Annotated in this window: 18 protein-coding genes; 9 read left to right on the top strand and 9 right to left on the bottom strand. The window is 62.1% G+C overall.

The features are described 5' to 3' along the window. Positions 1-7 precede the first annotated feature (7 nt). The 6 genes from benB to ACM6IP_RS01335 form a co-directional block, all read right to left on the bottom strand. Positions 8-496 (bottom strand): benzoate 1,2-dioxygenase small subunit, encoded by a 489-nt coding sequence (gene benB, locus ACM6IP_RS01360; RefSeq protein ID WP_095168830.1) that lies wholly within the window; start codon positions 494-496, stop codon positions 8-10. Next, entirely contained in the window at positions 493-1,857 is a 1,365-nt protein-coding gene (benA, locus tag ACM6IP_RS01355; protein WP_095168896.1) for a benzoate 1,2-dioxygenase large subunit, read from the bottom strand. The genes benB and benA overlap by 4 nt, the downstream gene beginning before the upstream one ends. 116 nt (positions 1,858-1,973) lie before the next feature. After that, on the bottom strand, positions 1,974-2,930 hold the full coding sequence (locus ACM6IP_RS01350) for an AraC family transcriptional regulator (RefSeq protein ID WP_095168831.1): 957 nt from the start codon (positions 2,928-2,930) through the stop codon (positions 1,974-1,976). Between the two features lie 154 nt (positions 2,931-3,084). Next, positions 3,085-4,014: a catechol 1,2-dioxygenase gene (gene catA / locus ACM6IP_RS01345; protein WP_095168832.1), complete on the bottom strand. Its 930-nt coding sequence runs from the start codon at positions 4,012-4,014 to the stop codon at positions 3,085-3,087. A 50-nt stretch (positions 4,015-4,064) separates the two neighbouring features. Beyond that, entirely contained in the window at positions 4,065-4,355 is a 291-nt protein-coding gene (gene catC, locus ACM6IP_RS01340; RefSeq protein ID WP_159995779.1) for a muconolactone Delta-isomerase, read from the bottom strand. Between the two features lie 10 nt (positions 4,356-4,365). Beyond that, positions 4,366-5,514 carry a muconate cycloisomerase family protein gene (locus ACM6IP_RS01335; RefSeq protein WP_162530203.1) on the bottom strand — a complete coding sequence of 383 codons (1,149 nt, stop codon included), beginning with the start codon at positions 5,512-5,514 and terminating at the stop codon, positions 4,366-4,368. 127 nt (positions 5,515-5,641) lie between these two features. On the opposite strand from ACM6IP_RS01335, the gene ACM6IP_RS01330 reads away from it, so the two are divergent. Further along, positions 5,642-6,523 (top strand): LysR family transcriptional regulator, encoded by an 882-nt coding sequence (locus tag ACM6IP_RS01330; RefSeq protein WP_095168835.1) that lies wholly within the window; start codon positions 5,642-5,644, stop codon positions 6,521-6,523. Positions 6,524-6,739: 216 nt separating this feature from the next. Here the strand turns inward: ACM6IP_RS01330 and rnhA are convergent, their stop codons facing one another. Both rnhA and ACM6IP_RS01320 read right to left on the bottom strand, forming a co-directional pair. Next, positions 6,740-7,183 carry a ribonuclease HI gene (gene rnhA / locus ACM6IP_RS01325; protein WP_095168836.1) on the bottom strand — a complete coding sequence of 148 codons (444 nt, stop codon included), beginning with the start codon at positions 7,181-7,183 and terminating at the stop codon, positions 6,740-6,742. A gap of 92 nt (positions 7,184-7,275) precedes the next feature. Further along, entirely contained in the window at positions 7,276-8,034 is a 759-nt protein-coding gene (locus tag ACM6IP_RS01320; protein ID WP_095168837.1) for a class I SAM-dependent methyltransferase, read from the bottom strand. A gap of 65 nt (positions 8,035-8,099) precedes the next feature. Here ACM6IP_RS01320 and gloB point away from each other — a divergent pair, with 65 nt between their 5' ends. From gloB to fabI, 8 genes are all read left to right on the top strand, one after another. After that, positions 8,100-8,867: a hydroxyacylglutathione hydrolase gene (gloB, locus tag ACM6IP_RS01315; protein WP_414860772.1), complete on the top strand. Its 768-nt coding sequence runs from the start codon at positions 8,100-8,102 to the stop codon at positions 8,865-8,867. Between the two features lie 99 nt (positions 8,868-8,966). Further along, positions 8,967-10,394, top strand: coding sequence for a transglycosylase SLT domain-containing protein (locus ACM6IP_RS01310; protein WP_401128849.1), 1,428 nt, complete (start codon positions 8,967-8,969; stop codon positions 10,392-10,394). A 252-nt stretch (positions 10,395-10,646) separates the two neighbouring features. After that, entirely contained in the window at positions 10,647-12,479 is a 1,833-nt protein-coding gene (locus tag ACM6IP_RS01305) for an extracellular solute-binding protein (RefSeq protein WP_414860771.1), read from the top strand. Next, the gene (locus tag ACM6IP_RS01300) at positions 12,476-14,317 is read left to right on the top strand and encodes an extracellular solute-binding protein (RefSeq protein WP_095168841.1); all 1,842 of its coding nucleotides are present in this window, start codon (positions 12,476-12,478) and stop codon (positions 14,315-14,317) included. The genes ACM6IP_RS01305 and ACM6IP_RS01300 overlap by 4 nt, the downstream gene beginning before the upstream one ends. Before the next feature lies 1 nt (position 14,318). Continuing rightward, entirely contained in the window at positions 14,319-15,392 is a 1,074-nt protein-coding gene (locus tag ACM6IP_RS01295; RefSeq protein WP_414860770.1) for a microcin C ABC transporter permease YejB, read from the top strand. Position 15,393: 1 nt separating this feature from the next. Beyond that, on the top strand, positions 15,394-16,413 hold the full coding sequence (locus tag ACM6IP_RS01290; RefSeq protein ID WP_414860769.1) for an ABC transporter permease: 1,020 nt from the start codon (positions 15,394-15,396) through the stop codon (positions 16,411-16,413). A 1-nt stretch (position 16,414) separates the two neighbouring features. Further along, complete coding sequence (locus tag ACM6IP_RS01285; protein WP_414860768.1) at positions 16,415-18,025, top strand: ABC transporter ATP-binding protein; 1,611 nt, start codon at positions 16,415-16,417, stop codon at positions 18,023-18,025. 19 nt (positions 18,026-18,044) lie between these two features. Continuing rightward, complete coding sequence (gene fabI, locus ACM6IP_RS01280) at positions 18,045-18,839, top strand: enoyl-ACP reductase FabI (RefSeq protein ID WP_007910591.1); 795 nt, start codon at positions 18,045-18,047, stop codon at positions 18,837-18,839. Positions 18,840-18,910: 71 nt separating this feature from the next. Here the strand turns inward: fabI and ACM6IP_RS01275 are convergent, their stop codons facing one another. Beyond that, on the bottom strand, positions 18,911-20,182 hold the full coding sequence (locus ACM6IP_RS01275; RefSeq protein WP_414860767.1) for a Zn-dependent hydrolase: 1,272 nt from the start codon (positions 20,180-20,182) through the stop codon (positions 18,911-18,913). Between the last annotated feature and the right edge of the window lie 57 nt (positions 20,183-20,239).

Below are 20,239 nucleotides of genomic sequence, written 5' to 3'. Positions count from 1 at the left end.
CGCGGCCTCACAAATGGTAGACATCGATGACCTGGCGAACGTAGTCGTTCTTCAGGATCACTTTCTTGGCCTTGATCAGCGGGCTGTCACCGCGCACGTCGAGGGTGTAGAAACTGCTGCCGAAATAGCTGTCGACGGTCTTGTAGCGAAAACTCAGGGTGTGCCAGTTGAAGCGCACCTTGCACAGGCCGTCGTGCTGTTCGAGCAGCTCGATGTTGCTGATGTTGTGGGAGGTCCGGGTGTCCGGCACGCTGGCGCTGGAACGCTCGGTCTTGATACGGAAGATGCGGTCTTCAAGGCCGGTGCGGTTGCCGTACCAGATCAGGGAAATTTCCCGCTGCGGGTCTTCGGTCAGCTCGTCGTTGTCGTCCCAGGACGGCATCCAGAAGCTGGCGTCGGCGGCGTACAGCTCCAACCAGTTGTCCCAGTCCTTGTCGTCGAGGTAGCGCGCTTCGCGGTAGAGAAAGTCGCGCACGGTATCGTAGGTCACGCTCATGCCAGTTCCTCCACCTTGATCAACGCCGACTGCTCAGCGTCCAGCGCCTTGAGCATGGTTTGCTGCCAATACTTGTGTTGCAGCACGAACAGCCCTTCGTCTTCGGTGCGAACGCCACTGAGCAACGGGTGCAGGTCTATTTCCTTGGCCGCCTCGTCGGCGCCTTCGACCCAGTGTTCGGCGCCACGGGACATGTCGTTCCAGGCGCTGGTGCTGCCCTGGTAGCCCATCTGGCAGGAACGGAACTCTTCCAGGTCGTCCGGGGTGGCCATGCCGCTGACGTTGAAGAAGTCTTCGTACTGGCGGATCCGGCTCGAACGCGCGGTGTCGCTCTCCCCTTTGGGGGCGATGCAGTAGATGGTGATTTCGGTGCGGTTGACCGAGATCGGCCGGGCAATGCGGATCTGCGAGCTGAACTGGTCCATCAGGTACACGTTGGGGTACAGGCACAGGTTGCGCGAGTTCTCGATCATCCAGTCGGCGCGCGCCTTGCCGAAGTCCCTGGCCAGTTCGTCACGGCGTTCGTACAGCGGACGGTCCTCGGGGTTGGACCAGCGGGTCCAGAGCAGCATGTGGCCCTTGTCGAAGGAGTAGAAGCCGCCGCCCTGCTTGGCCCAGGTGCCGGCGCTCATGGTCGGGTTCTCGTCCCCGCATTCACGCTGCTTGCGCTGGTTCTGGGTGGCTGCGTAGTTCCAGTGCACGGAGCTGACGTGGTAGCCGTCGGCGCCGTTTTCCGCGGTGAGCTTCCAGTTGCCTTCGTAGATGTAGCTGCTGGAGCCGCGTAGCACTTCCAGGCCGTCGGCGGACTGATCGACGATCATGTCGATGATCTTCGCCGATTCCCCCAGGTGCTCGACCAGCGGCACCACATCGGCCTTGAGGCTGCCGAACAGGAAGCCGCGGTAGGACTCGAAGCGCGCGACTTTGGTCAGGTCGTGGGAGCCTTCGCAGTTGAAGCTGGCCGGGTAGCCTGCCGCCGAGGGGTCCTTGACCTTGAGCAACTTGCCGGAGTTGTTGAAGGTCCAGCCATGGAACGGGCAGGTGTAGGACGATTTGTTGCCGGTCTTGTGGCGGCAGAGCATCGCCCCACGGTGGCTGCAGGCGTTGATGAAGGCGTTGAGCTCACCGTCCTTGTTGCGCGCGATGAAGATCGACTGGCGGCCCATGGTGGTGGTGTAGAAATCGTTTTTGTTGGGGATCTGGCTCTCGTGGGCCAGATACAGCCAGTTGCCCTCGAAAATGTGCTGCATTTCAAGATCGAACAGGCGCGGGTCGGTAAACATCTCGCGCTTGCAACGGAAAATACCCTGTTCTTTGTCGTCTTCGAGCAGGGAGTGAAGGTATTCGGGTCGCAGGGACATGGCCGCCGCCTCCATTGTTTTTATTCAGGCAAGGCTCATGCTAGAGCCGGTGCTGGAGGGGCAATAGCCATTGGCTGCAGATCATTATCCGTTTTGTGCAATTGCCCCCATGGCGGTCAATGGCGGCGCTTGAGGGTATCGGAAGGCAATTCGCCGAACTGTTTACGGTAGCTCTCGGAAAACCGCCCCAGGTGCAGGAAGCCGTAGTCCATGGCCAGTTCGGTGACGTTGCGCACCGTGCAGGTGGGGTCGCTGAGGCAGGCGTTGACCCGCTCCAGTTTCTTCTGCCGGATGTAGTTTTTCGGCGTGCAGGCGGCATGCCGTTCGAACAGGCCATACAGCGAGCGCAAGCTCATGCGGGCCTGGCGCGCCAGTTCCTCGCTGCAGATGTCCTGCTTGAGGTTGCGCTCGATGTAGTCGGCGATCAGCTCGAAACTTGAGGTCTGGGAACCGAGACCGGCGCGGCTGACGTTGGTTTTCATCAGGCTGAGCATCTTGCTGACGATGATCTGCGCGTAGTGCTCCTGGACCCGGGGCATGCTCTCGGTGGCCTCGGCTTCCTGGCAGACCATGCCCAGCAGATTGACGAAGCCTTCGAGTTCGGCCAGTTGGTAGCGGTTTTCGAGGAAGCGTACGCCCTGCCCCGGATGCAGCCAGCGTTGTTCCTGGCAGACCGACTCCAGCAGGCTGGCGGGCATTTTCAGGATGAATTTTTCGCAGTCGTCGGAGTATGTCAGGTCCACCGGATCGTCCGGGTTGATCAGCAGCAATTCACCGGGGGCGAAGTAGTGTTCCTGCTTGTGACCGCGCCACAGGCAGTTGCCCTTGAGCAGTACCTGCAGGTGAAAGATGGTCTCCAGCGCTGGCGAGGTTACCCGCACACTGCCGCCGTAACTGATGCGGCACAGGTCCAGGCTGGCGAATTTGCTGTGATTGAGACTGGCTTGCGGGCTGCCACTCTTGGGCAGGCGGATGCAGTGGTTGCCCACGTGCTGATTGACGTAACCCGACACCGCGTAAGGGTCGGCCTGCGCAAAGACACTGCTGCGCTCACTCAAGAGATGCGCTTGCATAACCGGTCACTCTCATTATTTTTATAGACTGTGCAGGGCTGCTCGTGGCGCCCTGCTCAGGCAAATCAGGCCTGGGCATTCTAGGCAACTTACCCCACAGCGCAAAGCCACGGGAAAACCGCAGGGTTTTACCGTGGCTCGATTCCCGCGTGGATCAGTCCTCCAGTGCGCGAACCCGCTCGTGGCGCTGCTGCTCCTGGGGCTGGGCCGAGGATTGCAGGGTGAAGTCGAACTCGATTTCGGCAAACCGACCGCTCACGCCGTAGGCCGCGGCACGCTGCTGGTCGTCGCTGAAGGTAATCTGGGCGATCAGCTCGTCACGAGTGGCGTAGGCGAAGTCATCGTGCAGGTACTTGTCGCCATCCAGGTTGATCTGGGTGGTCAGGTGGCGATGGTCATCGGCCGAGATGAAGAAGTGAATGTGCGCCGGACGCTGGCCATGCCGGCCCAGTTGATCGAGCAGTTGCTGGGTCGGACCATCCGGTGGGCAGCCGTAGCCCGACGGCACGATACTGCGAAAACGATAGCGGCCTTCGGCATCGGTGACGATGCGCCGACGCAGGTTGAACTCCGACTGGCTGCCATCGAAATACGAGTAGGTGCCGCCGGTGTTGGCGTGCCAGACGTCAACCACAGCCCCGGCCAGCGGCGTGCCATCGGTGTTCTTGACCTGGCCCTGCATGAACAGCACCACACCCGGGTCGACGCCGTCATCCAGGCGTGCCTCTGCCTGGGACAGCGGTGCGCCGGCCACGTACAGCGGGCCTTCGATGGTCCGCGGAGTGCCGCCGGCCTTGCCGGCCTGCTCGTCTGCAGCGTCCATCAGCAGGTCCAGGTAGTGTTCCAGCCCCAGGCCGGCCACCAGCAGGCCGGCTTCCTGGCGGCTGCCCAGCACGTTGAGGTAGTTGACCGCTTTCCAGAACTCTTCCGGGGTCACGTTGAGGTCTTCGATGATGTTCACCGAATCGCGCAGGATGCGGTAGACCAGGGCCTTGGCACGCGGGTTACCGTCATCGTTGAGCAGGCCGCTGGCTTCTTCGAGAAACTTCTGGGCCGTGGCAGTGTGGGAAATTCTGACGTTCATGATTAATCCTCATCTTGTATTTATTAGAGTACAGAACAGGCAACAGCGGCTCAGCGATCGTCCTCATGAATAGAAGAAGGATGCCTGCACATCGCCGTCACTTCGATAGCCATGTAGGGATACAGCGGCAATTGCATCAGCAGATCGTGCAGTTCTTGCACGCTGTCGACGTCGAACACGCTGTAATTGGCGTACAACCCGGCAATGCGCCACAGGTGCCGCCACTTGCCCTGCTGCTGCAGGCGCTGGGCCAGGGCCTTCTCGTCGGCCTTGAGTTGAGCGGCTCGCTCAGGGTTCATGTCGACCGGCAGGTTCACGGTCATTTTTACGTGGAACAACATGTGCAAATCCTCAGACTAAATGGTGGGCAGGGGCGCTCTTGTCCCGGCGGAAAAACGCCAGGCGCTCTTCGTCCAGGTTCAGGCCCAGGCCCGGCGCCGATGAAACGTGTAGGTGGAAATCGCGGTACACCAGTGGTTCGCTGAGGATGTCTTCGGTCAACAGCAGCGGGCCGAACAACTCGGTGTCCCAGCTCAGTTTGTTCAGGGTCAGGAACGCATGGGCCGAGGCCAGGGTACCGATCCCGCCTTCGAGCATGGTGCCCCCGTACAGGCCGATGCCCGCCGCTTCGGCAATCGCCGCCGTGCGCAACACCGCGCGGGGTCCGCCATTCTTGGCGATTTTCAGGGCGAACACCGAGGCCGCGCCTTCCCGGGCCAGGTTGAACGCGTCCTCGACGCACTCGATCGACTCGTCGGCCATGATCGGCGCCGGGCTCATGGCATTCAGGCGCACCATGCCGGAACGGTTGTTGCGCGAAATCGGCTGTTCGATCAGGTCGATGCCATTGCCGCCGAGAATCCGGCAGGCGCGCAGGGCCACGGCTTCGTCCCACGCCTGGTTGACGTCGACCCGCACACTGGCGCGATCGCCCAGGGCTTTCTTGATGGCGATCACATGGGCCAGGTCGCGGTCGACGTCACCGGCGCCGATCTTCAACTTGAAGATCCGGTGCCGACGCAGGTCGAGCATCTGCTCGGCCTCGGCGATGTCCCGGGCGGTATCGCCGCTGGCCAGGGTCCAGGCTACCGGCAGCGCGTCGCGCACCCGGCCACCGAGCAATTCGCTGACCGCCAGCCCCAGGCGCTTGCCCTGAGCGTCGAGCAAGGCAGTTTCGATACCTGACTTGGCAAAGGTGTTGCCGCGAATGCTGCGCTCCAGGCGCAACATCGCCGCGTTGATATTGCTGGCATCCTGGCCCAGCAGCAGCGGAGTGAAATGCTGGTCGATGTTGGTCTTGATGCTGTCCGGGCTTTCATTGCCGTAGGCCAGGCCACCGATGGTGGTCGCCTCGCCTATCCCCTCGATACCGTCCTCGCAGCGTACCCGGATGATCACCAGGGTCTGGTTCTGCATGGTGTGCATCGCCAGCTTGTGTGGGCGGATGGTCGGCAGATCGACGATGATCGTCTCGATCGATTTAATGGCAGCAGCAAGCATGTCGATACCCGTTAGGTTCTTGAAGTTCTGGGATCGATTCTCGTACGGCTTTTTTCTGGGTTCCAATATAGAATTGGTCTGGATCGATACCTTAAAGGTATTCACTCCTGTGGACGGTGGAGGGCTCATGGAGCTGCGTCATTTGCGTTACTTCCAGGTGCTGGGGCAAACCCTGAATTTCACCCGCGCCGCCGAGCGCCTGCATATCGCCCAGCCGCCACTGAGCCGGCAGATCCAGCAATTGGAAGATGAACTGGGGGTGGTGCTACTCGAGCGTGGGCGGCCATTGCGCCTGACCGAGGCGGGACGATTTTTCCTCGAGCATTCCACAGCGTTGCTCGAGCAACTGCACAAGGTCTGCGACAACACGCGGCGCATCGGCCTGGGCGAGAAGACCTGGCTGGGCATCGGCTTTGCGCCTTCGACCCTGTATGGCGTGTTGCCCGAGCTGATTCGCCGCCTGCGCAGCAACGAGATCCTGGAACTGGAGCTGGGGCTGTCGGAAATGACCACCCTGCAACAGGTGCAGGCACTCAAGGCCGGGCGGATCGATGTCGGATTCGGGCGGATTCGCATCGACGACCCGGCGATCATCCAGACGGTGCTCAACGAAGACCGCCTGGTCGCCGCCCTGCCCGCTGGCCACCCGCTGCTGGCACGGCCCATCAGCCTCACCGAACTGGCCGCCGAACCCTTTGTGCTGTACCCGGGCAATCCCCGGCCAAGCTATGCCGATCACGTGATCGCACTGTTCGAATCCTACGGGGTCAGCATCAAGGTGGCGCAGTGGACCAACGAACTGCAAACGGCGATAGGCCTGGTGGGCGCGGGAATCGGCGTGACGCTGGTACCGGCCTCGGTGCAGTTGCTGCACCGCGACGACATCGGCTTCACTCCACTGCTGGAAAGCAATGCCACCTCGCCGATCATCCTCAGCCAGCGCATCGGCGATGTGTCGCCGGGGCTGAACCATTGCCTGCGGCTGATCGAGCAGTTGCGCAGCGCTTGATTGCTGCCGCGATAGCGGTGTGTCAGGCGCTATGGATGCTGGCTGTGCCGGCCCCATCGCGGGCAAGCCCGCTCCCACAGTGGCTCTGGATGCACACAGACCCCGCATACACCTACAAAGTTTGTGGGAGCGGGCTTGCCCGCGATGGGGCCGGTACATTCAACATCGACGGTGCCTGACACATCACCATCGCGAGCAGGCTTGCCCCTATAGATCCTACAGACCCCGGACTTCGTCGACGCCGCGGTTGGCCAATTGGTCGGCACGTTCGTTGCCTGGGTGGCCGATGTGCCCGCGGACCCATTTCCAGGTCACGTTGTGGCGGTTGACCTGCTCGTCCAGCAGTCGCCACAGGTCGGCGTTTTTCACCGGTTCCTTGGCCGCGGTTTTCCAGCCGCGCTTTTTCCAGTTGACCATCCACTCGTTGATGCCTTTCATCACGTACTGCGAGTCCGTCACCAGCAGCACGTCGCAGGAACGCTTGAGCTCTTCCAGCCCGCGAATCGCGCCCATCAGTTCCATACGGTTGTTGGTGGTATTGGCTTCGCCGCCCCAGAGTTCCTTTTCCACGCCCTTGCAGATCAGCAGTGCGCCCCAGCCGCCGGGGCCAGGGTTGCCTTTGCAGGCGCCGTCGGTGAAGAGTTCTACGCTATCGCTCATGCCAATCTATCCAGAAAATGTCGGTGGCTTGCCGATCAACGACCGACAACGCCTGAGGCCGGGCAAGCCCGGCCGGGAAAATAATGAGGGTGTTACGGATCGCTGTGGCGGCGGTTGACCTTGGCCATCGGCAGTGGAATCAGCTTGCCCATTGGCTCGCGGCGAACCTGACGCACCGGGCGCAGGCCGACTACTATCTTGCGTGCCACCAATAAATAGAAACCACCACCGGATACCTGCCAGTCTCCGGCCTTGCGCTCCCAACCGGCCAAGCGTGTTTGCCAGGCGGGGGATGCGAGCGGCGGACGATAGCACCCGAAGCGGCGTTTCTCCAGCGCGAAGCCCAGCAGGTTGAGCCAGTCGGCAACCCGTGACGGCGAAATACAGCGCGCCTTGCGCAGCCCGTCGTGGGCAAACACATGGCGCAGGCCCCAGGTGCTCCAGGGGTTGATGCCGATGATCAGCAAATGCCCGCCAGGCCTTACGGCACTGGCCGCTTCGCGCAGCAGGCCATGGGGCGACAGGCAGAAGTCCAGGCCGTGCTGCATCACCACCACGTCGGCGGCGTGTTCGCTGAGGGGCCAGGCCTGTTCTTCGCAGACGATTTCCACCCCCGGCAACGGTGCGCCAAGGCGCACATTACGCTGCACCTGGGGCGCATTGGGTGGCGATTCGGCAGACGGCCCGTAATGCACCAGGTAGCCACCAAAAAAGCGCCCCAACTCGTCTTCGAGCATGCGCCGCTCTTCATTCAGTAGAAATTGCCCCAGGGGACCGGACAGCCACTCGCGGGCCGCGCTGATCAATGCCAGCCAGTCCGGATCAGCCTGAGCGAACGCTTTATCGGTCATTGCATTCTCCAATGCGCCAGGAAGCTCTAAGATGCACCAATGTTTTCCGCTTGGCGAATCCCGCGATGATACAGATCAGTGCTCTTCCCGCGTTCACCGACAACTACATCTGGTTGTTACAGGATCATCGCAGCCAGTGCTGCGCGGTGGTCGATCCAGGCGATGCCGCGCCGGTCCAGGCCTGGCTGGCCCAACACCCGGAGTGGCGCCTGAGCGAGATTCTGATCACCCACCATCACCATGATCACGTCGGCGGCGTCGAAACCCTGAAGCACGCCACGGGCGCGACGGTCTACGGCCCTGCCAGCGAAAACATTCCCGGGCGCGACGTGGCCCTCAATGACAACGATCAAGTCAGCGTACTCGGTTGGGAGTTTGAGGTGTATGCGGTGCCAGGCCACACCCTGGGCCATATCGCCTATTACCACCACGGCCTGCTGTTCTGTGGCGACACCCTGTTCGCCGCCGGCTGCGGGCGCCTGTTCGAGGGCACGCCGCAGCAAATGCATGACTCCCTCAGCCGCCTCGCCGCCCTGCCCGAGGACACCCTGGTGTATTGCACCCATGAGTACACCCTGAGCAACCTGCGTTTCGCTGTCGCGGTCGAGCCCGACAACCGGCACATAGCCGAGCGATTCGAGAAGGTCTCCCAGTTACGCGAAGCCGGACGCATGTCGTTGCCTTCGACCCTGGCGCTGGAAAAGCTGACAAACCCGTTTCTGCGTACTGGCGTAACATCTGTTAAAGAAAAAATAGACGAACGGAATGGCCCCGATAACCGGGCCCCCAGTGAGGTTTTTGCGGCCCTGCGCGCATGGAAAGATACGTTCTAAGCAGTGCCACCATAGGCCGAAAAATTCTGAATGGTTGACCGCACCCGGTGCGCTTTCTAGAATCGCCCGACATTTTTGCCCGGAACTTACTTCCAGCCAATGTCGTCATCTATTCGTAAATCCATCCATTCAGACGCATTGACCCGCTTGGCTCAAGCCATCGCGGTGGCTGTGTCCGCCACCCTGGCGGGCTGTAGCAGCACCAGTCAGTTGCCGCAAACCGACGCGGCCCACACCTTATCCGTACGCACCAAGCAAAAACCGATCTGGCTCAGCGAGAAGCCCGCCCCGGAAATTCCCCAGGATGTCTGGGAGCGCATGCGCCAGGGCTTCCAGCTGCAAGATGGCCTGGGCGTCAACCCGCGCATCGAGCAACAGCGCTTGTGGTTCGCCAGCAACCCGTCCTACCTGGAAAGCGCCGGCGAGCGCGGCAGCCTGTACATCCACTACATCGTCGAACGCCTCGAAGAACGCAACATGCCGCTGGAACTGGCCCTGCTGCCAGTCATTGAAAGCTCCTACAACCCGATGGCCTACTCGCGTTCCCATGCCGTCGGCCTGTGGCAGTTCATTCCGTCCACCGGGCGTTATTTCAACCTGCGCCAGACCCGCTTCTACGATGGTCGTCGCGACATCACGGCCTCCACCACGGCCGCGATGGACTACCTGACCAAGCTGCACGACATGTTCAACGGCGACTGGCTGTTGGCCCTGGCGGCCTACAACGCCGGCGAAGGCACGGTCAGCCGGGCCATCGAGCGCAACGAAAAGCTCGGCCTGCCCACCGACTACTGGAACCTGCCGTTGCCGGCAGAAACCCAGGCCTACGTGCCCAAGCTGCTGGCCCTCTCGCAAGTGGTCCTGGCGCCCGAAGCCTACGGCGTGAACCTCAATCCGATCGCCAACGAACCCTACTTCGAAGTCGTCGAGATCAACCAGCGCATGGACCTGTCCAAGGTTGCCGCGGTGGCCAACATCGACGAAGACGAACTGTTCCAGCTCAACCCGGCCTTCAAGCAACGCACCACCATCGACGGCCCTCAGCACCTGCTGGTGCCAACGTCCAAGGCGCAACTGCTGACGACCAGCCTGTCGACCATGAAACCCGAAGAGCTGATCAGCAAGCGTTCGCTCAAGCCGGTGTTCGAGGGCGCAGACAGCCCGGCGCTGGCTACGGCCAAGCGTAGCTATCGGGTCAAGCGCGGCGACAACCTGACCTCCATCGCCAAGGCCAACCGGGTCGACGTCAAGGACCTGCAGCGCTGGAACAACTTGACCGGCAAGAACCTCAAGGCCGGCCAGACCCTGGTCATGCAGGACACCCGCAAGCGCAGCACCGGCCGCACCACTACGGTGCTGGCCGCCAACACCAAGAAGCAGACCCAGTACAAGGTCAAGCAAGGCGACTCGCTGTACATGGTAGCCAAGCGCTTCAACGTCGAGATGCAACACCTCAAGCGCTGGAACCCGCGCGTTGGCCAGGCACTCAAGCCTGGGCAGATGCTGACGGTCTCCTCGCCACGCTGAGCCCCCTTGCCTGCGATGGTCGCCAACGATGACGCGTACATCCTGAATCACCGCGTTGTTCTTTAGTGCATCGCTGGCAAGCCAGCTCCCACAGTTTCTACCGCAAACCTTGTGGAAGCCGGCTTGCCGGCGATGGTCGTCAACGATGGCCCGTGTTGCGTGGGAGAACCTTGAACCCTACCTTTTTCCTGCCCATACAAGCTGTTACTGTACGAACCATGTAGCCCAAGCCGCCTGGATCGGATCTCTGACTTGAAGCGTCCCCTGCCCCTGTTCCTGATCAGTCTGGCCTTGAGCTTCCCCGCATGCGCGACGATCAGCGAAAGCCATGGTTATGCGCAGTTCGGCACACTCAAGTACCCGACACGTTTCACCCACTTCGACTGGGTAAACCCGCAAGCGCCCAAGGGCGGTACGTTGCGGCTCATGGCCTTTGGCACGTTCGACACCCTCAATCCCTACACCTTCAAGGGCACCAGCCCGGTCGCCACGGCTAACTTCCTGCAGTACGGAATCAACGAGTTGAACGAACCGTTGATGGTCGGCACCGGCCAGTACGCGCCATCAGGGGACGAACCGGCCTCCAGCTACGGCTTGATCGCCCAGTCCGTCGAGTACAGCGAGGACCGCAGCTGGGTGGTGTTCAACCTGCGGCCCGAAGCACGCTTTCACGATGGCCAGCCGATTACCGCCCGCGACGTGGCCTTTTCCTACCGGCTGCTGCTCAAGGAAGGCCATCCGCGCTATCGCACCAGCCTGCAGGAAGTGCAGCGGGTGGATATCCTCAGCCCCCTGCGCATCCGCTTCGTGTTCAAGCGGGCGGGCAACCCGTTGCTGATCCTGCGCCTGGGCGAGTTGCCGGTATTGCCCCAGCATTACTGGAAAGGCCGCGATTTCAAGGCCACCACCTTCCAGGCGCCGCTGGGCAGCGGGCCGTACCGCATCACCCGGGTGTCGCCAGGCCGGCAGTTGCTGTTCGAGCGAGTGAAGGATTACTGGGGCAAGGATTTGCCGGTCAATCGCGGCAAATACAACTACGATCGCGTCGAAGTCGAGTTCTATCGCGACAGCGATGTGGCGTTCGAAGCCTTCAAGGCCGGCGAGTTCGACATCTACATCGAGCACCAGGCGAAAAACTGGGCCAATGGCTACAACTTCCCCGCCGTACGCCGTGGCGAGGTGGTCAAGGCGCAGATCGAGCACCAGATCCCGACCCAGACCCAAGGCCTGTTCATGAACACCCGGCGCGCCTCGTTCGCCGACGCCAAGGTGCGCGAAGCCCTGGGCCTGATGTTCGACTTCGAATGGACCAATCGCACCCTGTTCAGCGGCGCCTACAAACGGGCCATGAGTTTTTACCCCAACAGTGAGTTTGCCGCCACCGGCCTGCCGGTGGGTCACGAGTGGCTGATGCTCTCACCCTATCGCGAGCAGTTGCCCGCCAAGCTGTTCACCGCCCCCTTCAGCCTGCCGCAGACCGATGGCCGCGGGATTCCCCGCGACACCCTGCGCCAGGCCCTTGGCCTGCTCGCCGAGGCCGGCTGGAAGCTCAGCGGCCAGCGCCTGCAGAATGCCGCCGGCCAACCGCTGCGCCTGGAGATCCTGCTGGTCAATCCGAACCTGGAGCGCATTCTCCAGCCCTACACGGAAAACCTCGCCAGCATCGGCATCGACGCCCGCCTGCGCACCGTCGACCGGGCCCAGTACAAACAGCGCCTGGACCAGTTCGATTTCGACATGATCCTGATGACCCTCGATCAGACCCTGAGCCCGGGCCTGGAGCAGTGGCAGTACTTCCACTCCAGCCAGGCCAAGGTCAAGGGCAGCAAGAATTACGCCGGCGTGGCCAACCCGGTGGTCGACCACCTGCTGGAACAACTGCTCGCCGCCCAATCCCGTGACGCGCAACTGGCCGCCGGCAAGGCCCTGGACCGGGTGCTGCTGTGGCAGCACTACATCATTCCCAACTGGTACATCAATTATCATCGCCTGGCGTACCGCAACCGGTTCGCCTTCGTCACCACGCCGCCCTACACGCTGGGGCTCAACGCCTGGTGGCTGAAGACTTCGGAGAAAGCCCAATGATGCCTTTGCGTACCCTGCTGGGCCTGGTCTTCGCAGGACTGGCCTGCGTCGCCCAAGCGGCCCCGCAACATGCCCTGACCCTGTACAACGAGCCACCCAAGTACCCGGCTGACTTCAAGCACTTTGCCTACGTCAATCCCGACGCGCCCAAGGGCGGGATCTTCCGCCAGGCCGGTTTCGGCGGGTTCGACAGCCTCAACCCCTTCATCAGCAAGGGTGTGCCGGCCGACAACATCGACCTGATCTACGACACCCTGGCCCGCCAGAGCCTGGATGAACCCTTCACCGAGTACGGACTGCTGGCCGGCAAGATCGAAAAGGCCCCGGACAACAGCTGGGTGCGTTACTACCTGCGCCCCGAAGCCCGCTTCCATGACGGTCATCCGGTGCGCGCCGAGGACGTGGTCTTCAGCTTCCAGACCCTGATCAAGGACGGCGCGCCCCTGTTCCGCGGCTACTACGGCGACGTGGCAGAAGTGATCGCCGAAGACCCGCTGCGGGTCCTGTTCAAGTTCAAGCACAACAATAACCGCGAGCTGCCACTGATCCTTGGCCAACTGCCGGTGCTGCCCAAGCACTGGTGGCAAAACCGCGACTTCAGCAAGGGCAACCTCGAGGCGCCGTTGGGCAGCGGTCCGTACCAGGTCAGCGAGGTCAAGGCCGGGCGTTCGATCCGTTATCAACGGGTCAAGGACTACTGGGGCAAGGACCTGCCGATCAACCGCGGCTTCTACAATTTCGACACCCTGAGCACCGACTACTACCGCGACAACACGGTGGCACTGGAGGCACTCAAGGCCGGACAGTTCGATTACTGGCTGGAAATGACCGCCAAGAACTGGGCCAACGCCTACAATATTCCCGCCGTCACCGAAGGTCGGCTGATCAAGGAGCAGATCCCCAACGGCAACCCCACCGGCATGCAAGGTTTCGTCTACAACCTGCGCCGCCCGGTGTTCCAGGACGTGCGAGTGCGCCAGGCCCTGAGCCTGCTGCTGGACTTCGAATGGACCAACAAACAACTGTTCAACGGTGCCTACGCCCGCACTCGCAGCTACTTCGAAAATTCGGAAATGGCCGCCAGCGGCCTGCCGGATGCCGAGCAACTGGCGATCCTCGAACCCTTGCGCGGCAAGATCCCCGACCAGGTGTTCAGCCAGCCCTTCGAGAACTCGGTGTGTGACGGCAGCGGCATGATCCGCGCCCAGCAGCGCCAGGCCTACCAACTGCTGCAGGAAGCCGGCTGGCGCATCGTCGACGACAAGATGGTCGACACCACCGGTAAACCAGTGAGCATCGAGTTCCTGCTGGCCCAGACCGAATTCGAGCGGGTCCTGCTGCCGTTCAAGCGCAACCTCAGTGACCTGGGGATCGAGCTGGTGATCCGCCGGGTCGATGTGTCCCAGTACATCACCCGCGTGCGCTCACGGGACTTCGACATGGTGGTCGGCAGCTTCCCGCAGTCCAACTCGCCGGGCAACGAACAGCGTGAATTCTGGAAATCGGAAAGTGCCGACAAGCCCGGCAGCCGCAACACCATCGGCCTGAGGGACCCGGCCATCGACCAACTGGTGGAAGAACTGATCAACGCCGATTCACGCCAGAGCCTGGTGGCCCACGCCAGGGCGCTCGACAGAGTGCTGCAATGGGGCTATTACGTGATCCCCAACTGGCACATCAAGACCTGGCGCGTGGCGTACTGGAACCACATCGGCCACCCCAAGATTTCGCCGGCCTATGACATAGGCATCAACACCTGGTGGATCAAGCCCGATGCCAAGCCCGCGATCGAGGTGCTGACCAACGAGCAAACCGAACCTGCAGGCGTGGAGCAATAAGATGCTGGCGTACATATTACGGCGACTGTTGCTGATCATCCCGACCCTGTTCGGCATCCTGTTGATCAACTTCGTGATCATCCAGGCGGCCCCCGGCGGCCCTGTAGAGCAGATGATTGCCAAGCTCGAAGGCTTCGAAGGCGCTACCAGCCGGATTGCCGGTGGCGGCGCGGAAGTCTCGGTGGCCGGCTCCAGCTACCGTGGCGCCCAGGGCCTGGACCCGGCGCTGATCAAGGAAATCGAGCACATGTACGGTTTCGACAAGTCGGCGCCGGAACGCTTGTGGATCATGGTCAAGAACTGCGCCCGCCTGGATTTCGGTGAAAGCTTCTTTCGCGACGCCAAGGTCATCGACCTGATCAAGGAAAAGATGCCGGTATCGATCTCCCTCGGGCTGTGGAGCACCCTGATCATGTACCTGGTGTCGATCCCCCTGGGGATCGCCAAGGCCACCCGCCACGGCAGTCACTTCGATGTCTGGACCAGCTCGGCGATCATCGTCGGCTACGCGATCCCGGCGTTCCTGTTCGCCATCCTGCTGATCGTGGTGTTCGCTGGGGGCAGCTACCTGGACTGGTTCCCCTTACGCGGCCTGACCTCGAACAACTTCGACGAATTGAGCTGGAGTGGCAAGATCCTCGACTACTTCTGGCACTTGGCACTGCCCGTCACGGCGCTGGTGATCGGCAACTTCGCAACCATGACCCTGCTGACCAAGAACAGCTTTCTCGACGAAATCAACAAGCAGTACGTGGTCACGGCCCGAGCCAAGGGCCTGACTCGTCATCGGGTGCTCTATGGCCACGTGTTCCGCAACGCCATGCTGCTGGTAATCGCCGGATTCCCCTCAGCCTTCATCGGGATCTTCTTCACCGGCTCCCTGCTGGTGGAGGTGATCTTCTCCCTCGACGGCCTCGGCTTGATGAGTTTCGAGGCGGCGATCAACCGCGACTACCCGGTGGTCTTCGGCACGCTGTTCATCTTCACCTTGCTCGGCCTGGTGGTGAAACTGATCGGCGACCTCACCTACACCCTGGTCGATCCGCGCATCGACTTCGAAACCCGGGAGCATTGAGATGAACCTGTCCCCTCTCAACCGCCGGCGTTTCGAACTGTTCAAGGCCAACAAGCGTGGCTGGTGGTCGCTGTGGCTGTTCCTGATCCTGTTTGGCCTGAGCCTGGGCGCCGAACTGATTGCCAACGACAAGCCGCTGGCGGTGCATTACGACGGCGGATGGTACTTCCCGGCACTCAAGCGCTACCCGGAAACCACCTTCGGCGGCGAGTTCCCGCTGGAAGCCAACTACAAGAGCCCCTACATCCGCGAACTGCTCAAGGCCAAGGACGCCTGGACCCTGTGGGCACCGATCCCCTTCAGCTACCAGAGCATCAACTACGACCTGAAAGTCCCGGCCCCGGCCCCGCCCTCGGCGGATAACCTGCTGGGCACCGATGACCAGGGCCGGGACGTGCTTGCGCGGGTGATCTATGGCTTTCGGGTGTCGGTGCTGTTCGCCCTGACCCTGACCGTGCTCAGCTCGATGATCGGCGTTATCGCCGGGGCCCTGCAGGGTTTTTATGGCGGCTGGGTCGACTTGCTGGGCCAGCGCTTCCTGGAAATCTGGTCGGGGTTGCCGGTGCTGTACCTGCTGATCATCCTCGCCAGCTTCGTGCAGCCCAATTTCTGGTGGCTGCTGGGGATCATGCTGCTGTTTTCCTGGATGAGCCTGGTGGACGTGGTGCGTGCCGAGTTCCTGCGTGGACGCAACCTGGAGTACGTGCGCGCCGCCCGGGCGCTGGGCATGCAGAACGGGGCGATCATGTTCCGCCATATCCTGCCCAACGCCATGGTCTCGACCATGACCTTCATGCCGTTCATTCTCACGGGCGCCATCGGCACCCTCACCGCCCTGGACTTCCTCGGCTTTGGCCTGCCACCCGGCGCCCCGTCCCTGGGTGAGCTGGTGGCCCAGGGCAAATCCAACCTGCAGGCACCCTGGCTGGGCATCAGTGCCTTTGCCGTGCTGGCGGTGATGCTCAGCCTGCTGGTATTTATCGGCGAGTCCGCTCGCGATGCCTTCGACCCGAGGAAGTGAAATGAATCAGGACAATCTGATCGAAGTGCGCGACCTCAGCGTCGAGTTCGTGGTTGGCGAACACCAGCAGCGCGTGGTGCAAGGCGTCAGCTTCGACATCAAGCGCGGGGAGACCCTGGCCCTGGTGGGCGAAAGTGGTTCGGGCAAGTCGGTCACGGCGCACTCGATCCTGCGCCTGCTGCCCTACCCCCTCGCTCGTCACCCCACAGGGACCATCCAGTACGCCGGACACGACCTGCTGAGCCTGAAAGAGAAAACCATCCGCCACATCCGCGGTAACCGGATCGCGATGATCTTCCAGGAGCCCATGACCTCGCTGAACCCGCTGCACAGCATCGAGAAGCAGATCAACGAAGTGCTCGGGATCCACAAGGGCCTGACCGGCAAAGTCGCGACCCGGCGCACCCTGGAGCTGCTGGAGCTGGTGGGCATCCCCGAGCCGCACAAGCGCCTCAAGGCGCTGCCCCACGAATTGTCCGGCGGCCAGCGCCAGCGGGTGATGATCGCCATGGCCCTGGCCAACGAGCCGGAACTGTTGATCGCCGACGAACCGACCACCGCGCTGGACGTTACCGTGCAGCTGAAAATCCTCGAATTGCTCAAGGAGTTGCAGGCGCGCCTGGGCATGGCGCTGCTGCTGATCAGCCACGATTTGAACCTGGTGCAAAGAATTGCGCATCGGGTATGTGTCATGCAGCGCGGTTGCATCGTCGAACAGGCATCCTGCGCAGAATTGTTTCGCGCGCCGCAGCATCCGTACACCCGTGAGCTGTTGGCCGCGGAGCCCAGCGGGCGGCCTGCAACCAATGAAATCGGGCCGCCGCTGCTGCAAGTCGAGGACCTGAAAGTCTGGTTCCCGATCAAGAAAGGCTTCTTGCGCAGCACGGTCGATTATGTGAAAGCGGTGGATGGCATCAACTTCAGCCTGCCCCAGGGCCAGACCCTGGGTATTGTCGGCGAGAGTGGTTCGGGGAAATCGACCCTGGGCCTGGCGATTTTGCGTTTGATCGCCAGCAAAGGCGCGATCCGCTTTGCAGGCAAGCAGTTGGACGGCTTGACGCAGCAGCAGGTCAGACCGCTGCGGCGGGAGATGCAGGTGGTCTTCCAGGACCCCTTCGGCAGCCTGAGCCCACGCATGTGCGTGAGCCAGATCGTCGGCGAAGGCTTGCAGATCCACAAGATCGGTACGCAAGCCGAACAGGAGCTGGCTATCATTGCAGCCCTTGAGGAGGTAGGACTGGACCCGGCAACCCGGCACCGCTACCCCCATGAATTTTCCGGCGGGCAACGGCAAAGAATCGCCATTGCCCGGGCTTTAGTGCTAAAACCGGCGTTGATTTTGCTGGACGAGCCGACTTCGGCTCTGGACCGCACCGTGCAACGCCAAGTGGTTGAACTGCTGCGCAGACTGCAAAGCAAGTACAACCTGACGTATCTGTTTATCAGCCATGACCTGGCTGTGGTGAAAGCGCTGAGCCACCAACTGATGGTGGTCAAGCATGGCCAAGTGGTCGAACAGGGAGACGCGCAAGGTATCTTTGCCGCCCCCCAACATCCGTATACACAGCAGTTGCTGGAAGCCGCTTTCCTGGCACCAGACACTGCGCAATAACCTGAAAGAGGAGCAACACATGGGTTTTCTCGCCGGTAAGCGCGTACTGATCGTCGGTGTCGCCAGCAAGCTGTCCATCGCATCCGGCATCGCTGCCGCCATGCATCGCGAGGGCGCTGAGCTTGCCTTCACTTATCAGAACGACAAACTCAAGGGTCGCGTCGAAGAGTTCGCACAAGGCTGGGGCTCGAGCCCTGAACTGTGCTTCCCGTGCGACGTGGCCAGCGATGAAGAAATCGCCAAGGTCTTCGAAGCGCTGAGCAAAAAGTGGGACGGCCTGGACTGCATCGTGCACTCCGTCGGCTTCGCCCCGGGCGACCAACTGGACGGCGACTTCACCGAAGCCACCACCCGTGACGGTTTCCGCATTGCCCACGACATCAGCGCCTACAGCTTCGTGGCCCTGGCCAAGGCTGGTCGCGAAATGATGAAAGGCCGCAACGGCAGCCTGCTGACCCTGTCGTACCTGGGTGCCGAACGCACCATGCCGAACTACAACGTGATGGGCATGGCCAAGGCTTCCCTGGAAGCAGGCGTGCGTTACCTGGCCGGCTCCCTGGGCCCGGACGGTACCCGCGTAAACTGCGTATCGGCTGGCCCGATCCGCACCCTGGCAGCTTCGGGCATCAAGAACTTCCGCAAGATGCTGGCCGCCAACGAAGCGCAAACCCCGCTGCGTCGTAACGTCACCATCGACGAAGTTGGCAACGCCGGCGCGTTCCTGTGCTCGGACCTGGCATCCGGCATCAGCGGCGAAATCATGTACGTGGACGGCGGCTTCAACACCACTGCCATGGGCAACATCGAAGAGTAATCTTCGCGCTGCACGAAAAAACCGCCACGATCGGCTGACGCCGATCCTGGCGGTTTTTTTGTGCCTTGGGCCTACCTCTTGGCGATCGCCGCCGATGCCGCCAGCATCGCCCGCAGCAACACCGCACAACCCGCCGCCAGATCGTCTGGCGTGGCGTTTTCGATTTCGTTGTGACTGATGCCGCCCTCGCACGGCACGAAAATCATCCCGGCCGGGCCCAGTTCGGCGAGGAAGATCGCGTCATGCCCCGCGCCACTGACAATATCCATATGGGACAGGCCCAGGCCCTGGGCCGCGCCGCGTACGGCCTCGACACAGCCTTGGTCGAAGTACAACGGTGGGAAATCGGCGGTCGGCGTCAGCTCATACGTCAGGCCGTGCTCCTGGCAGGTACTGTCGATCACCTCGCGCACCTCGGCAATCATCGAGTCCAGTCGCGCCGGCTGCAGATGCCGGAAGTCCAGGGTCATGCGCACCTCGCCGGGGATCACGTTGCGCGATCCCGGATAGGCTTGCAGACAACCGACGGTGCCACAGGCGTGGGGCTGATGACCGAGGGCCGCGCGATTGACCGCTCCGACTATCACGGCGGCCCCCACCAGGGCGTCCTTGCGCAGGTGCATCGGCGTCGGCCCGGCGTGGGCCTCGACACCACGCAGCTTGAGGTCGAACCATTTCTGCCCGAGCGCCCCCATCACCACACCGATGGTCTTGCGCTCGTCCTCCAGGATCGGCCCTTGCTCGATGTGCGCTTCAAAGTAAGCCCCCACCGCATGCCCGCTGACCTGGCGCGGTCCGGCATAACCAATCGCGTTGAGTGCCTCACCGACCGTCACCCCCTCGGCATCGACCTTGGCCAGGGTTTCTTCCAGGGTGAACTTTTCGGCAAACACCCCGGAACCCATCATGCACGGGGCAAACCGCGAGCCTTCCTCGTTGGTCCAGACCACCACCTCCAGTGGCGCCTCGGTCTCCACCCCCAGGTCGTTGAGCGTGCGCAGCACTTCGACCCCGGCCAGCACGCCAAAGCAGCCGTCGAACTTGCCGCCGGTGGGTTGGGTGTCGATGTGGCTGCCGGTCATCACCGGTGGCAAGCCCGGGTTGCGCCCCGGACGACGGGCAAAAATGTTGCCCACGGCATCGATGCTCACGCTGCACCCAGCGTCCTCGCACCAGCGCACAAAGATGTCCCGGGCCTGACGGTCAAGGTCGGTCAGGGCCAGGCGACAGACGCCGCCCTTGACCGTGGCGCCGAGCCTGGCCAGCTCCATGAGCGACTGCCACAGGCGGTCGCGATTGATGTGCTGATGGTTCGATTGCAGAACGTCTACGGCCGCGTTCATGGGGATCTCCTCAGGCTGTTATTGTTTTGTCAGGTACCAGGCACATGCTCCGCTCTG

Source organism: Pseudomonas sp. IT-P176 (genome assembly GCF_949767245.1).
In the GTDB taxonomy this organism is placed as follows: Bacteria; Pseudomonadota; Gammaproteobacteria; order Pseudomonadales; family Pseudomonadaceae; genus Aquipseudomonas.
This window is presented reverse-complemented; position numbering and strand designations above follow the sequence as displayed.